The following is a 13,978-nucleotide window of genomic DNA, read 5'->3' as shown; positions in this document are numbered from 1 at the left end:
AATTATTGTTGACAAATTTTTTGAGCTTGTTATTTTTTTCACGAATATTGAAAGCGAGGTAACATGGGAGCGCATAGCGTAACCTGTCATTTTTGCTCAATGCAAGATTCGTTCGAGATAGTTTTCGAGCTTACCTCACAAAAAGCCTACTTCTCAAAAGAACATGTTCCAAAGATAGGGTATCATTACAGCAGAAATGGCTTATGCCCTCGGGGGAATTTCTGCCTTGAGGCTCTTAAGCACACTAAAAGGGTTGCGTATTGCACAGTGGACGGCATGCAAACGAGGTGCTCGGAGGCTCTTAAGACCGTAAAAGAGCGATTGAAAAGCATTGATCCCGCTAAGGTGGCAATACTTATCTCAGGTAGCGTTCCTCTTGAAGTGGCTTACAAGACTGCGCTCGTGGCTAATTCGTGCGGTATAAGATTCGTTTCGACTGTTAATTTCGATGACATTATTACTGCAAAGTTCATGAATAACTATTCCCGCGAAAAAATAGCCGAGCAGGAGATAATACTTGCTATAGGCGATATTTTCACGAACCATCCAACTATATCGAAGCTCGTTCATGACGCACGATTCGCAGAGCGGAAGAATTTCCTCGCCGTGGTGGATAACACATCATCGAGAACGAGCTGGTTCGCGTGGCAGTTCCTAAAAGCCAAACCCGGCAGAACGGCAGCGGTAGTTAAAGCTTTGGCAAAGGCGGTTCGAGGTGAAAAGGCCGAAGTAAAGAACATTGATGTGGATAAAGCGACATTTGATAAGCTGGTTAACTTACTTCAGGGAGCAAAAAGTTGTGCGGTTCTTTATTCGCCAGGGACAGGGCGTTTCATGGACCCGTTAAGCATAGGGTATTGGGCGAAGCAGCTCGCTGATGCCAGAGGATTCATGTTCGCAGCAATGTCCACCAGTTCCAATGGGCGAGGAGTGGCAAGAATCCTTGAGGCTAATGGATTGGGTAACCTCAAGAACACTCTGGCTGCGATAAATGCCGGTGATGTCGAAGCGCTAATTTGTCTCGGTTGTGACCCGGTAGAGGCTTATCCTGGAATCTACCAGAAAGTGAAGGATATTCCCGTAAGAATAGCCACAGCAACATTGCCTACGGCTATAACCAAGATCGCTCAGGTGATCCTGCCGACGAAATTCCTTTTTGAGAGAACCGGCACTATTTTGAGTCTTTCGGAGCGTAAATACGAATTAAGTGACTCTGTGCCATCCCCTGACTATCCCTGCGAGTGCGCAGTTCTCGATAGTATTGGTGATGTTTACGGTGGAAGCGCCGATTTTGAACAATCAGAGATGATAGCATCAATGGATTCGTTCGCATATCTTGCTGAAGAACCCGAAATCAAGGAAGTAGACCTTGGAGAAATTCCAGTGGTTGGCTACTCGCTGCCACATCATCACGGTGACGGCAGCATAACGAGGAAGTTCTCTTGGATTCGAAAGAATACCGCGGAAAGCGACAGCAATGTCCTGATAAATCCTGCATTAGCAAAGAAAATGGGTATAATGAATGGCGACTCGGTAGTTGTCGAAACGAAGGACGGCAAAGGTGAATTCACAGTAAGGATTCAGGAGGACCTTACGGATGATATAGTTTTGGTGCCTGTATATATGCCAAGTGGACGAGCCGTTCTTGGTTGGGATGACGATTTTGGATTCGTCCCGACCACAGGGAGAATAGAAAAAGTTTAGCTCGGAGGAAATAATGCCAGAAACTGATGTTAAGAACATTAGCGCAGAGGAGAAGAAAGAGGAGAGAAGAATAGTTCTTGACATCGACCGATGCATAGGCTGCCGCAGTTGCGAGGTGGCCTGTTTTTACGAACATAGAGGGCAGCAAAATCTTGTTCATGCTGACCCGTATTACTACGCCCAGTTTCCCTATCATTGCCGTCAGTGCGAGGAGCCAGTTTGCATTGATGCGTGTCCGAGGGATGCTATAGAGAAGCTTGAGGATGGGACCATAGTTAGGCACAAGTTCAAGTGCATTGGTTGCAATAGTTGCGCCATTGCGTGTCCATTCGCAGCGATAAACGAGAAGCTCATACATCGGATAGTAAGCAAGTGTGACCTTTGCATTTCACGGCTTTCAGAGGATGAAATACCAGTTTGCGTGGCTACATGCACATCCGGCGCGCTTATGTTTATTCCGCTCACTGAGGCCATAAAGAGGAAGGAGTGGGGAGCAAGAATATTAGCCAAACCAGGTTTGCACAGGATTTAGATATGAGTGTTCGATTAGAAAAATTCAGCGAAGGATTTCGTGGTTTAGGCTTTGGTTATACGATTTATAGGGGGAAATTATGCCGGTACTATATTACTTAGTGTTCCCTGGATTTGTGTTCGTTAGCGTTGTAGGGCTTTTGACGGCCTGGTTCGATAGGAAACTCACAGCGAGAGTTCAGTGGCGAAAGGGGCCGCCTATACTACAGAACTTTTACGATGTGATAAAACTTCTTACCAAAGAAGTAGTGATTCCTGAGTCCGCTAATCCAACCATTTTTCTTCTTGCGCCCGCTATAGCGCTTTCGGCGAGTGTGCTCGTTGCTACCATGCTGGGAATTTACAATATGAACTATAATGCATCCTTTGTGGGCGATTTAATAGTTCTATGGTATCTCCTCACGATCCCTTCGATAATGATAATCCTTGGCGCTTCAGCATCTGGCAACCCATTAGCTTCCGTGGGTGCTGAAAGAGAAATAAATCAGCTTTTCGCTTATGAGTTTCCCATGATAATAGCGCTTTGCGTGGTCATATTCCGCGTCGGAAGCATTAGTATCGGTAAAATTCTTGAGTATCAGGCTGCTAATGGTCCAATACTTTATTCGGTTTCGGGTGTTTTAGCTTTTATAGTAGTTCTCTTTGCGCTTCAGGCGAAGCTCGGATTGGTGCCTTTTGACATCCCAGAGGCTGAAACAGAGCTTGGTGCCGGTATTTTCATGGAGTATTCGGGTGCTGCTTTGGGTGCATTTAAGCTTACCAAGGCGATACTTCTTTATGTAAGTCCTGTATTTCTCATCACACTTTTCTGGGGCGGGATAAAAGTTCACGGGCTTGGACTCTTGTGGGCATTTCTGAAGTACATTCTCATAATCGTTATCATGACACTTCTCAGAAACACCAATCCACGACTGCGGATTGACCAGTCGATAAAATATTTCTGGGGTTGGATGACTTTAATTTCCATTATAGCTTTTATATTTATGCGTGTTGGCTATTAATAAGAGTAAGGAGAAGAAGCTATGTCATTGAAAATTGGCTCATTAAAAAGATCAATATGGGTTTATCACTTGGCGTGTTCGCCATGTAACAATTGTGATATTGAGATTCTCGATATTCTTACGCCAAGATTTGATGTCGAGCGGTTCGGCATAGTTCTTGTGGGAAGTCCTCGTCACGCTGATGCTTTGCTTGTTACGGGAATGGTTAACAGGCAGATAAAGCCAAGATTACAAGAGGCATACAGGCAAACTCCCAAACCGTGCGTGGTGTTCGCTATTGGTTCTTGTGCAGTTTCAGGAAATTTCTTCAGGCGAAGCTACAACATGGCTGGTCCCGTCGACAGAGTGATAAAAGAGATAGACCCCAATGCCATAGTGGTTTATGTTCCCGGGTGTCCACCAAAACCTGAAGCGATAATATCGAGCGTTGTCAAAGCTATCAAATTCCTGGACAATCTTAAGAAAAAGAAAGTAAAAGTTTGAGTTATGCCCAAGGAGGCAAGATGCCCGATAAACTTATAATAGATGTTCTTAAAGAGAAACTCGGCGATATGATAAAAAGCATAGAGCAACCAAGGAAGAGACGAATATATCTTTTCGTTGATAGGGATGATGTTCAGGATGCGGCGAGAACGATATTTTACGATATGGGTGGGCGGCTTTGCACGGCATCCGCTATAGATACGCCACAAGGTGTAGAGATTATTTATCACTTTTACCTCGACCACGACCAGATGATGGTTAACCTTAAAACGCTCGCTCCGCGTCCTGACCTGGTTACTAAGTCTGTCGGGGCGGTTTTCAAGGCTGCCGAATGGATAGAGCGAGAGATAATGGACTTTTTCGGAGTGAAATTTGAGGGGCACCCCGATCCACGAAAGCTGCTTATAGCGGATGATTTTCCCGAGGGGCTTTATCCTTTCAGGTGCGACTATCCACAGCGTGAGGTCGAGGGATTTAAACCATATATTAACGAGCCACCCAATCCTGATGAGACTTGTGAAATGTAAATTTGAAAAAAGCAGGAGATAAAATATGAAGGAAACCATAATACCAATAGGACCTTTTCACCCGCTGCTTGAAGAGCCGGAGCTTTTCGTGCTCAGGGTCGATGGTGAGACTGTGGTGGATGTTGACCTTAGAATAGGCTGGAATCATAGGGGAATAGAAAAGCTTTCTCAAGGGTTAACCTGGGATCAGGTGCCGTATCTTATAGAACGAATATGTGGTATTTGTTCAACGAGCCATCCTTATGCCTGCGTGCTTGCTATGGAGGATATACTGGACATGGAAGCGCCGCCAAGAGCGCAATACATTAGACCTGTAGTAGGAGAGCTTGAAAGAATTCATAGTCACCTTCTATGGCTTGGGTTGGCGGGACATTTCATTGGATATAATACCGTGTTCATGTGGGCGTGGAAGTACAGAGAGCTCGTGCTGGATTCGCTTGAAAGGTTGACGGGTAACAGGAACCATTATGCGATGTTTAAAGCGGGTGGTGTAAGGCGTGATTTCTCCGATGAGGCGATGGACTTCACTATGAAGGCTATGGATGAGGTTGAGAAGGCGTTGAAGATGTTTTTAGGCGTTGCTCTTGATGACCCGGTTCTTCACAAGAGGCTTAAAGGTGTTGGCGTGCTTACTTATGAGGATGCTATTCAGTATTCGGCGGTAGGTCCGACATCGCGACCGTCGGGAGTTGACCATGATGTAAGGCGAGATGACCCGTTTGATGCTTATGGTCCCGCTTTCGAGGCTGGTGTCTGGAAGCCTATCGTGCTTCAGGATGGCGATGTTTTCGCAAAGACTGCGTGCAGAATTTTAGAAATGCTTGAGTCGGTAAAGATAATAAGGTGGTGCATAGAGAACATGCCTGATGGTGAGATAGATGCAGGCGTTACAGAAATTCCACCGGGCGAAGGATGTGGTCATTATGAGGCTCCTCGAGGCGAGGTGTTCCATTACATGCGCTCCGATGGAACCGGTTATCCGGTGCGCCATAAAGTGCGTGCTCCGACTTACAATAACTTGCCGACTTATAAAGCTACCTGTCCGGGTGCGCATATCGCAGATGTAACGCTCATAACGGCTTCAATAGACCCATGCTACTGCTGCACTGAAAGGGTTGGGATTGTCGATAAATACAACAACTACAGAAGCGTAAAACAAGAGTATTTGACGAAACTTTCGGTCGAGAAAACGCTCGCGCTTAAGCGCGACCTTGGATTGATTACATGGGACCCTTATGCAAAACTTTTGAAGTGAAACGAATAAAAGGGGCTGAGATATGGAAAACTTGATGTTACAGTCGATTTGGGTACCTGCGCTCGGCGGAATAATATGCCTTATATTGGTTCAGCTTCGAGGCAAAGGCGCCGAGGTTTTTATGGATGTCGTGCGAAGGATTATATCTCTCCTCGTTAGCGGGTATGTGCTTTATGCAGGGGTTATGCTGTTTCTCAATCCTGGTGCCAGAGTTAATCTTGGATTATTAAAGTTGGGGACTCTTACTACCCCGATAATAATTCATGCTAAGCCTCTTTCGGCTTTGATGGTATCCTTTGTTGGGCTATTTGGGTTGCTTCACATTATTTATTCGTGGAGTTATCGTCATGGTTGCCCGCATAACAGCTGGTATTATGGATTATCTTTACTAACGCTTGCGTCCGCCAATGCTGTATTTCTCGCTGCTGATATGTTTACGCTTTATGTAGCATGGGAAATTTCGACTTTATGCTTGTTTGGACTTATAGCACTCGGTGACAATGAGATGACCCGCCAAGCAGCAGGTAAAACACTTGCGATACTTGGATTTGCTGATACAGGCATGCTTTTCTTCGTCATCTATGTTTGGTTAACTTATGGAACCTTGGCGATGGAAAGCTTAAAATTAGGTGTTCCCGCAGGATTTGGTTTGATTCTCTACATTGCGCTTGCAATGCCTGCTATTGCAAAAGCTGGTGCTATTCCGATGCATTCTTGGGTACCAACAGCTTCGCTTGGTGCTCCCACTGCTGTTATGGGGTTCTTGCCCTCTTCTATTGACAAACTCTTAGGAATTTATCTTTTGTTCATAGCAACGACTCAAATTTTCGCGTTATCATACACAGTAAAAATTATTTTGATGATAATCGGAGTTATAAGCATAATAGCTGCAGTTTTCATGGCGATGCTACAGCATGATTTGAGGCGTTTACTTTCTTATCATGCTATAAGCCAAGTAGGTTACATGGTGCTTGGTATTGGTACAGGTTCAGTAGTCGGGATGCTTGGTGGATTGCTTCATATGATAAACAATGCTATATATAAAAATTCGCTCTTTCTATGCGCGGGCGCAGTTGAGAAGCAAACCGGCATAACTGAACTCTCACGATTGGGCGGATTAGCTAAGAAAATGCCTTTGTTGTTCTTTGCAAATATTGTAGCTGCTCTTGCGATTTCAGGTGTGCCCCCGTTTAATGGCTTTGTGTCGAAGTGGCTTGTTTATCAAGGTTGTATCGCTGCTGGTATGCCTATAATGTTTGTGTTAGCGGTTTTCGGAAGCGCACTGACATTAGCAAGTTTTGTAAAGGTATTACATTCGGTTTACTTTGGACCTCTCCCAGATGAACTTAATAATGTTAAAGCTCCTGACTTATGGCTTACTCTACCACCGTTTGTGCTCTCTCTTATCTGCATATTTTTCGGGCTTGCGCCAGGCTTTCCTTTAGGAAAGTTGCTTATTCCATCAACCGGGTTAACTGGTGGGACAATAAAACTATTTAGTATTTCATTTGGTGATTCGCTTTGGCAGCCAATGTTCGCTTTTGGACTTCTGTTTTTAGGTCTTGTGATAGCGATGATTTATTACGCTGCTGGTCGTGCCTTCAAAACCAGAAAGGATGCTGCGTATGTTGGCGGCGTGAGACCAGGAACTATAGGAGGCTACGAAGTTTTCACATACGAAAAGTTAAGGGTGCCGGGAACAGGATTTTACAACAACATAAAAGAGGTTGCTATATTCAAAGCTATTCTTCCTGATGCTGAAAGAGGCGTTTTCGACCCTTATTCTTACATTAGTAAAATAGGCTACGCGATAATTGTTAAACCGCTAAGGCTTTTGCATAACGGAATACTATCGACATATCTGTCCTGGGCAATAATAGGGTTGGTTATAATAGGCTTGGTGTTAATAAGAGCTTATTGAGGATAGGAGGAAGATATCATGTTTTTCTTTACCATAATCCTGGTATTCATGATAATAGGGACAGTTATAGCGATAGAAACTCGTAATATGCTTTCCGCTGTTATCGCAGTCGGTGCTGTAGGGTTCGGCGTAAGTTTAATGTTCCTTTATCTTCAGGCACCTGATATCGCGATAACCCAGGTTATCGTAGAAGTTCTGAGTTTGATCATATTGATAAGGACCACTACATATGTTGATAACGAGGCTATCGAAAAGCGGATAGACAATTTAGCGAACATTATTGGGCTTGTATTTCTTGGGCTGTTTCTTGCCTTCTGCTACTGGGCGTTCGCGGAATTAACGCCATTCGGGAGCCCGCTTATGAGAGTCGGAGAATACTATCTCGCATCGGGCTTGGGCGATACTGGTGCAGCGAACATGGTGGCTGCTGTGATACTCGATTACAGAGCTTACGATACTCTCGGCGAGGCGATAGTGATATTCACTTCTATTCTCGGAGCATTCGTTATTCTTAGAACTCGTGGAAGGAAGAAAATAACTGAAGAAGACCTCGAAAAGGTTGGAATACCAGAATAATTCTGGGAGGCAATAAATGAAAAAGGCTGAGATAGAAAAGCTGGTTCACGACGAAAGCATTGGTATGACTTTGATAGTTAAGACTGTAGCGCGGATAATGATTGCTATGATACTGCTTTATGGTTTCTACATCGTGCTTTACGGGCATCTTACTCCTGGCGGTGGTTTCGCGGGTGGTGTTATACTTGCTATAGCTTACACTTTGATGATGCTCGCTTTCAGCAGGCACATAGCTCTGGCGAAGTTAAACGACTTCTGGGCGTCAATGTTCGATAATCTGGGCATGCTCGCATTCGTGATTCTTGGGTATATAGGGCTTAATGTGGGAATATTCCTTTACAACTTCCTTGGAAAGGGCACACCGTTCAGCATAGTTTCAGCAGGTTTTATTCCGCTTGCCAATATTTTCATCGGGGTCAAGGTTGGCGCGTGTTTATATGCTGTCTTTATAGGACTTTCAATTTACGGAAGGCTTGTTTTGAGGGAGGAGGAGTAAAATGACGGTCTTCATGCTTGATATGATTATTTTCGGACTCGGAATCTACTGCCTGATTGCGAAAAGACATCTTATAAAGAAGATAATAGGAATGGTTATAATAGAGTATTCTGTGAACTTGTTCCTGATACTTCTTGGTTATCGTATGCAGGGTATAGCGCCGATTCTCTCTCCCGGGCAGAACATAATAGAATTTGCGAAAAAAGGGGTTGACCCTCTTCCTCAAGCTCTCGTTCTAACGAGCATCGTTATAGGACTCGGAACCCTGGCTTTGATGGCTGCGTACACGATAAAGCTTTACGAGAAGTATAAGACATTTGACATGTCGGAAATAAGGAAACTTAGGGGTTAATGTGTACATAAAGGAGTGAAATCTATGAGCACCGTAGCGATGCCATTAATGGTTGCTTTGCCGATGTTGTTCACCGTTTTGATACTAATTATTGGTAAGTTCTGGCGTTACATAGGACCGATATTGGGCGTGGCTTGCGCCGCAGCGACATTTTACCTTTCTCTTCAGCTTATTACTGCACCAGACAGTGTTTATCAGATGGGTGGCTGGATTCCGCCTATAGGTATTGTTATGGTTCTCGATGGGCTGTCGAAGTTAATGCTTCTGGTGGTGAATCTTCTGGCGTTTCTCGTGATGATATACTCGATCTCGTATATGAATCGCTATACTGCACAGACCAAGTTCTACGCGCTGTTTTTGCTTATGCTTACCGGAATGAACGGCGTGGTCCTGAGCGGCGACCTTTTTAACCTTTTCGTTTTCACGGAAATAGCTTCGCTGGCGAGCTATGCGCTCGTTGGGTTCGGTGTCGAGAGCGAGGAGCTTGAGGCGGGATTTAAATACCTTATTCTCGGCTCTTTAGCCTCGACCGCGATACTTCTCGGTGTGGCGATAGTCTATAACCTTACGGGCACGGTTAATATGGCTGATGCGGCTAATATGATAAATGCGATAAAACCCAACACAGCGCTTATTTTTGCGATAGGTATGTTTATTTTTGGTTTTGCGCTCAAGTCAGGTTTGGTGCCGTTTCACGCTTGGCTTCCTGATGCTCACCCCTCTGCGCCGGCTCCGGTATCGGCTATGCTTTCTGGTGTGCTAATAAAAGCACTCGGAGTTTACGCTATAACTCGCGTAGCATTCTCTGTGTTTAACGGTGAAAAGGTTATTCTCGACATAATCCTCTGGTTCGGTCTAATATCAGCTTTTGTCGGTGGAATGCTTAGCATAGGGCAGGATGACATAAAGAGGCTTCTCGCTTTTTCGTCGATAAGTCAGGTTGGCTACATTGCTATGGGTATAGGTATCGGGACGCCGGCTGGCATAGCTGCTGCGCTGTTCCATCTTTTCAATCATGCGGTATTCAAAGGCCTGTTGTTCCTTGATTCTGGCGCCATAGAGATGAGAACTGGAACGCGCGACATGCGCCAGATGGGTGGGTTGATGAAAAGGATGCCCGTGACGAGCTTGTCAACCGTTATAGGCAGCTTGTCCATTTCTGGATTCCCGCCTTTTAATGGTTTCTTCAGCAAACTGCTCATAATAATTGCTCTTTTCCAAGCTAAAGCTTATCTGTTTGCCGGGGTTGCTATTTTTGTCTCGTTCATAACCCTTGCATACTATGTTAAAGTTCAAAAGCAGATTCTTTTCGGACCGTTGCCAAAGGTTTACAGCAATATAAAAGAGGTTCCCATAAGCATGACGATACCACTGATTACGCTTTCGGTTATATGCTTGGCTGCCGGTATATTCTATGGTTTTCTTAACAATGCGCTTTTCTATCCTGCTACTCAGGCTGTTCTTAATCAGGCTAAATACATTTCAATGGTATTGGGAATAGGAGGTTAACTAATGAAATACATAGGTGAATTCATATTGCTTTTTGGGACTTGGCTTCTGTTAACCTGGAGTCTTGAGCCGGCGCAACTTATAGTGGGTGCCGTAGTATCGCTTGTGGTTATTGGTCTTGTCGGAGACATATTCCTGTTTAAAGCGGGTCGGGTTTTCAACCCAATCAGAGTGTTCTGGTTTATCGTTTACATACCTTATTTGATGATTTATATAGTCCTCGCGAACCTCGATGTTGCCTATAGAGTTATTCACCCTGAACTTCCTATAAGACCTGGTATCGTTAAAGTCAGAACATCGCTCAAAACCGATATGGCGAAAACATTTTTGGCTAATTCAATAACTCTAACTCCTGGAACGCTTACTGTGGATATAAAGGGTGACATAATGTATATTCATTGGATTTATGTTAAGGGGAGAAACATTGAGGATTGGAGCAAGGCAGTAGTAGGTCGTTTCGAACCGATATTAAGGAGGATTTTCGAATGACATGGATGTTATACATACTTTTGTTATCGGCGTTTTTGTGTTTATACAGAATCGCTATGGGACCTACTCCGCCCGATAGAGCAGTATCGATAGATATTCTCGGAACGCTTATGGTCGGCTTTTGTGTTATCGCAGCCTTGGTCTGGAATAAAGATTTTTACCTTAATATCGCTATATCATGGGCGCTTTTGTCTTATGTTGGCTCTATAGCATTAGCGAAATTCCTTGAAAATAGAAGTTTTGATGAATAGGGGGCGAACATGGTCTGGCATGTGATAGGATACATTTTGCTGGTTATAGGAGTATTTTTCGACCTTCTCGGATGCGTTGGTCTCGTGCGATTACCCGATGTCTACAATAGGCTTCAGGCAGCAACTAAGTGCGTTACATTGGGGACTGCGTTCCTACTTATAGGTGCGTTCTTCATTTTTGGCTTTAATGCTGCTGGTATGAAAGCTCTCTTGTGTGCTGCGTTCGTGTTGATATCATCTCCTACTGGTGCTCATGCGCTGGCCAGAGGTTCGCACAGAGGCGGTGTTCCGTTATGGGAAGGTTCAGTTGTGGATGTTTACGCTGAAGACGCTGAAGGTGAAAAAATAAAGGAGGAATAAGTTGAGAAAGCCGAAATTAAGGGAGCTTGGCGAGGCTATTAAAGCTATCGTTAAGGGGCCTTATACAGTAAAGTTCCCGTTTAAACCCGCTGAGGTATTTCCCGAATTCAGGGGTGTTCCTGTTTTCAATGAGGAAACCTGCATTCTCTGCGGTGCATGTGCGCAAATCTGCCCCGTTGAGGCTATAGATGTTCGCGATATAGTAAAGGAGGATGGTTCTGCTGTGCGGGTTATGCACAGGGATTATGCTCGCTGCATATGGTGCAGTCAGTGTGCGGCGTATTGCACTGTGGGCGATGGCATTAAAATAACCAATGAGTTCGACCTTTCCACGCTTGACATATCGGAGGCGTTCGAGGAGATTGAGGGCAAGCTTGTGCTTTGCGAACACTGCGGAAAACCGATAACATCCGAGAAGCACATTCTCTGGCTGGCTGAAAGGTTGGGCACCAAAGCATTCTTGAATCAGACATTGTTTATAACGAAGATGCGCTCGCTTGGGCTCGCCGACGACGAGTATCCTGTCAAGCGCGATGAATACCTGCGAGAGGACCTCAATAAAGTTCTCTGTCCCGAGTGCCGTAGAAAGATGATGATGGCTGAGGATTGGGCGTTTTAAACTGATAATGCTACCAGTTTCTAACTTTTTTTATGGCTTCAAGATAGATTTTTTCCACCTGTTCTGCGAGTGAGTCTGTGCTCCAATTTTTCACGACCATTTCTCTTGCATTTTTACCCAGATTCGCCTTAAGTTCATCAGGCATTAACAGTACCTCGATGATTTTTTCAGCCAGGTCAGCAGGGTCACCTGGCTGTGCAAGTTTTCCCGTTTTTTCCGTGACTATTTCTGGCAGACCGCCTACATTCGAGGCAACAACAACTCTTTCACATGCCATGGCTTCAAGGGCAGCTACCGATGTTGCTTCTATCAAGGATGGGATAACGACTACATCAGCGCTGGAAAGATAGCCCGGCATTTCTTTGTTGGGTTTCGCACCGAGGAAGTGAACAAAATCGGTTATACCGAGTTCATTAGTTAATCTAATAAGTTTCTCTCGTAAGGGTCCATCGCCAATAAGGTAGAGGTGTGCGCTAACCTTTTCTCGGACAAGGGGCAGCGCTCTTATGGCGTATTCGACCCCGTTTTTCTCGAAAAGCCTTCTTGGAACGATGATTATTTTTTCGTTATTTATCCTATCTATGACAGGTTTAGTGGGCTTAAATCTCTCGATGTCCACAGCATTAATGAGAGAGTAAGCTTTTATGTTCGGCGCTATGTCAACGCAAACATCTTTTATTTCCTTGCTTGGGGCAAGTATTATGTCAGGTTTCTTGAGAAGAAATTTCAGTACTTTTCGCCAAAAGGCTTTTTTCGCCAATCTTAGAAAATGACTCGTATGGATTGTGGCTACGAATGGAATTTTTCTAAGTTTTGCGGGTGGGGCACAGGGCACTATTGATGGGAAAGTATGTGCGTGGAGGATGTCGATATCTTTTGAGAGGCTGTAAACCTTTGGTATTGCCGCGATGCTGGTTACTGTCCAGCCTAATGTCGACTTTTTTGGGCAGAATACCCTGTGGACTTTTATTCCGTCATAGACCTCGAATTTTGGTGCGGTCTTTATTGAATGGGATGTAACAACCGTAACATCGTGCCCACGCTTCATCAATGCCTTACAAAGTGTTGCGACATGAGTCTCAAGTCCTCCTACTTCCGGCGGAAAATATATGGAATGCATAAGTATTCTCATTTTTGAAGATAATCCAGTATCCTTTTTACTATTCGTTTGCTTGCTTTTCCGTCACCATAAATAAATCTTTTCTTAGCCATTTTTCGGTATTCATTAGGGTCTGTAAGAAGCCTTTCGGTTTCCTCAACGATTTTTTTCTTGTTCATTCCCACCACTTTTGCGGCACCAGCCTCAACTCCCTCCGGGCGCTCAGTAACCTGCCTTAGCACCAATACAGGTATTCCGAGCGCAGGCGCTTCCTCCTGAATGCCGCCGCTGTCTGTAAGTATAAGGTAGGCTTTTGACATAAGCGCGACGAAGTCTGGATAGTCAAGGGGTTTCGGGAGGTAGATTCGTTTAATGCCGGTGAGTTTCTCCCTGACCACATTATTCACATTCGGATTCATGTGGACTGGGTAGACTATGTTTATGTTATCGAACTTTTCCGCAAGCTCTTTTAGTGCGTCGACAAATTCCTCGAGTGGCTTGCCAAAGCTTTCTCTGCGGTGCGCTGTAACTAATATTAGTTTTTTCTCTGGGTCGGATGCTACCTTTTCGAGCTCTGGGTCAGAGATTTTATGATCTTTTGAAACCATCCAAAGTAACGCGTCGATAGCCGTGTTTCCGGTAACAGTGCACTTTTTCGGGTCAATCCCTTCGTTTAGGAGGTTTTTTAGTGCCTTTTCAGTAGGTGGAAACAGAAGCTCTGATATTGCGTCAAGCAATCTTCTATTAGCTTCTTCAGGGAATGGTTGTCTTAGGTCGCCGGTTCTTAAACCAGCTTCTACATGTG

17 protein-coding genes are annotated in these 13,978 nt (G+C 44.6%); 15 read left to right on the top strand and 2 right to left on the bottom strand.

Annotated features, from left to right (window positions below; translation table 11 throughout):
* Positions 1 to 99: 99 nt before the first annotated feature.
* The 15 genes from J7J62_02585 to J7J62_02515 all read left to right on the top strand — a co-directional run bounded on the left by J7J62_02585 (position 100) and on the right by J7J62_02515 (position 12,074).
* Positions 100 to 1,704, top strand: coding sequence for a hypothetical protein (locus J7J62_02585; GenBank protein ID MCD6124041.1), 1,605 nt, complete (start codon positions 100 to 102; stop codon positions 1,702 to 1,704).
* Between the two features lie 13 nt (positions 1,705 to 1,717).
* On the top strand, positions 1,718 to 2,236 hold the full coding sequence (locus J7J62_02580; GenBank protein MCD6124040.1) for a 4Fe-4S binding protein: 519 nt from the start codon (positions 1,718 to 1,720) through the stop codon (positions 2,234 to 2,236).
* Between the two features lie 79 nt (positions 2,237 to 2,315).
* Entirely contained in the window at positions 2,316 to 3,236 is a 921-nt protein-coding gene (locus J7J62_02575) for an NADH-quinone oxidoreductase subunit H (protein ID MCD6124039.1), read from the top strand.
* A gap of 21 nt (positions 3,237 to 3,257) precedes the next feature.
* Positions 3,258 to 3,719, top strand: a complete 462-nt coding sequence (locus J7J62_02570; protein ID MCD6124038.1) for a hydrogenase — start codon at positions 3,258 to 3,260, stop codon at positions 3,717 to 3,719.
* 20 nt (positions 3,720 to 3,739) lie between these two features.
* Positions 3,740 to 4,246, top strand: coding sequence for an NADH-quinone oxidoreductase subunit C (locus J7J62_02565; GenBank protein MCD6124037.1), 507 nt, complete (start codon positions 3,740 to 3,742; stop codon positions 4,244 to 4,246).
* A gap of 25 nt (positions 4,247 to 4,271) precedes the next feature.
* On the top strand, positions 4,272 to 5,501 hold the full coding sequence (locus J7J62_02560) for a nickel-dependent hydrogenase large subunit (GenBank protein ID MCD6124036.1): 1,230 nt from the start codon (positions 4,272 to 4,274) through the stop codon (positions 5,499 to 5,501).
* Positions 5,502 to 5,523: 22 nt separating this feature from the next.
* Positions 5,524 to 7,422 carry a hypothetical protein gene (locus J7J62_02555; GenBank protein MCD6124035.1) on the top strand — a complete coding sequence of 633 codons (1,899 nt, stop codon included), beginning with the start codon at positions 5,524 to 5,526 and terminating at the stop codon, positions 7,420 to 7,422.
* A gap of 18 nt (positions 7,423 to 7,440) precedes the next feature.
* Positions 7,441 to 7,998 carry a DUF4040 domain-containing protein gene (locus J7J62_02550; protein MCD6124034.1) on the top strand — a complete coding sequence of 186 codons (558 nt, stop codon included), beginning with the start codon at positions 7,441 to 7,443 and terminating at the stop codon, positions 7,996 to 7,998.
* A 16-nt stretch (positions 7,999 to 8,014) separates the two neighbouring features.
* On the top strand, positions 8,015 to 8,494 hold the full coding sequence (locus J7J62_02545) for a hypothetical protein (protein MCD6124033.1): 480 nt from the start codon (positions 8,015 to 8,017) through the stop codon (positions 8,492 to 8,494).
* A gap of 1 nt (position 8,495) precedes the next feature.
* The gene (locus J7J62_02540) at positions 8,496 to 8,846 is read left to right on the top strand and encodes an NADH-quinone oxidoreductase subunit K (GenBank protein ID MCD6124032.1); all 351 of its coding nucleotides are present in this window, start codon (positions 8,496 to 8,498) and stop codon (positions 8,844 to 8,846) included.
* 24 nt (positions 8,847 to 8,870) lie between these two features.
* The gene (locus tag J7J62_02535) at positions 8,871 to 10,355 is read left to right on the top strand and encodes a monovalent cation/H+ antiporter subunit D family protein (GenBank protein MCD6124031.1); all 1,485 of its coding nucleotides are present in this window, start codon (positions 8,871 to 8,873) and stop codon (positions 10,353 to 10,355) included.
* A 3-nt stretch (positions 10,356 to 10,358) separates the two neighbouring features.
* Complete coding sequence (locus J7J62_02530) at positions 10,359 to 10,844, top strand: Na+/H+ antiporter subunit E (protein ID MCD6124030.1); 486 nt, start codon at positions 10,359 to 10,361, stop codon at positions 10,842 to 10,844.
* Positions 10,841 to 11,095, top strand: a complete 255-nt coding sequence (locus J7J62_02525) for a cation:proton antiporter (protein ID MCD6124029.1) — start codon at positions 10,841 to 10,843, stop codon at positions 11,093 to 11,095. Before J7J62_02530 ends, J7J62_02525 begins: the two co-directional genes overlap by 4 nt.
* 9 nt (positions 11,096 to 11,104) lie before the next feature.
* Positions 11,105 to 11,455: a Na+/H+ antiporter subunit G gene (locus J7J62_02520; GenBank protein ID MCD6124028.1), complete on the top strand. Its 351-nt coding sequence runs from the start codon at positions 11,105 to 11,107 to the stop codon at positions 11,453 to 11,455.
* Between the two features lies 1 nt (position 11,456).
* Positions 11,457 to 12,074, top strand: a complete 618-nt coding sequence (locus J7J62_02515) for a 4Fe-4S binding protein (protein ID MCD6124027.1) — start codon at positions 11,457 to 11,459, stop codon at positions 12,072 to 12,074.
* 10 nt (positions 12,075 to 12,084) lie between these two features.
* Here J7J62_02515 and J7J62_02510 read toward each other — a convergent pair whose 3' ends face one another.
* Complete coding sequence (locus J7J62_02510; protein ID MCD6124026.1) at positions 12,085 to 13,194, bottom strand: glycosyltransferase family 4 protein; 1,110 nt, start codon at positions 13,192 to 13,194, stop codon at positions 12,085 to 12,087.
* A gap of 8 nt (positions 13,195 to 13,202) precedes the next feature.
* Positions 13,203 to 13,978: UDP-N-acetylglucosamine 2-epimerase (non-hydrolyzing) (gene wecB / locus J7J62_02505; protein ID MCD6124025.1), on the bottom strand; the 776-nt coding region annotated here is incomplete at its 5' end.

This window comes from bacterium (genome assembly GCA_021159335.1).
GTDB lineage: Bacteria > UBP14 > UBA6098 > B30-G16 > B30-G16 > JAGGRZ01.
The sequence above is the reverse complement of the archived record's forward strand: the minus strand, read 5'-3'. Positions and strand labels throughout refer to the sequence as shown.

Bases quoted from the DNA above. Each gene is read 5' to 3' on its own strand.
- J7J62_02585 (MCD6124041.1), top strand. From the start codon at position 100: ATGCAAGATTCGTTCGAGATAGTTTTCGAGCTTACCTCACAAAAAGCC.
- J7J62_02580 (MCD6124040.1), top strand. From the start codon at position 1,718: ATGCCAGAAACTGATGTTAAGAACATTAGCGCAGAGGAGAAGAAAGAG.
- J7J62_02575 (MCD6124039.1), top strand. From the start codon at position 2,316: ATGCCGGTACTATATTACTTAGTGTTCCCTGGATTTGTGTTCGTTAGC.
- J7J62_02570 (MCD6124038.1), top strand. From the start codon at position 3,258: ATGTCATTGAAAATTGGCTCATTAAAAAGATCAATATGGGTTTATCAC.
- J7J62_02565 (MCD6124037.1), top strand. From the start codon at position 3,740: ATGCCCGATAAACTTATAATAGATGTTCTTAAAGAGAAACTCGGCGAT.
- J7J62_02560 (MCD6124036.1), top strand. From the start codon at position 4,272: ATGAAGGAAACCATAATACCAATAGGACCTTTTCACCCGCTGCTTGAA.
- J7J62_02555 (MCD6124035.1), top strand. From the start codon at position 5,524: ATGGAAAACTTGATGTTACAGTCGATTTGGGTACCTGCGCTCGGCGGA.
- J7J62_02550 (MCD6124034.1), top strand. From the start codon at position 7,441: ATGTTTTTCTTTACCATAATCCTGGTATTCATGATAATAGGGACAGTT.
- J7J62_02545 (MCD6124033.1), top strand. From the start codon at position 8,015: ATGAAAAAGGCTGAGATAGAAAAGCTGGTTCACGACGAAAGCATTGGT.
- J7J62_02540 (MCD6124032.1), top strand. From the start codon at position 8,496: ATGACGGTCTTCATGCTTGATATGATTATTTTCGGACTCGGAATCTAC.
- J7J62_02535 (MCD6124031.1), top strand. From the start codon at position 8,871: ATGAGCACCGTAGCGATGCCATTAATGGTTGCTTTGCCGATGTTGTTC.
- J7J62_02530 (MCD6124030.1), top strand. From the start codon at position 10,359: ATGAAATACATAGGTGAATTCATATTGCTTTTTGGGACTTGGCTTCTG.
- J7J62_02525 (MCD6124029.1), top strand. From the start codon at position 10,841: ATGACATGGATGTTATACATACTTTTGTTATCGGCGTTTTTGTGTTTA.
- J7J62_02520 (MCD6124028.1), top strand. From the start codon at position 11,105: ATGGTCTGGCATGTGATAGGATACATTTTGCTGGTTATAGGAGTATTT.
- J7J62_02510 (MCD6124026.1), bottom strand. From the start codon at position 13,194: ATGCATTCCATATATTTTCCGCCGGAAGTAGGAGGACTTGAGACTCAT.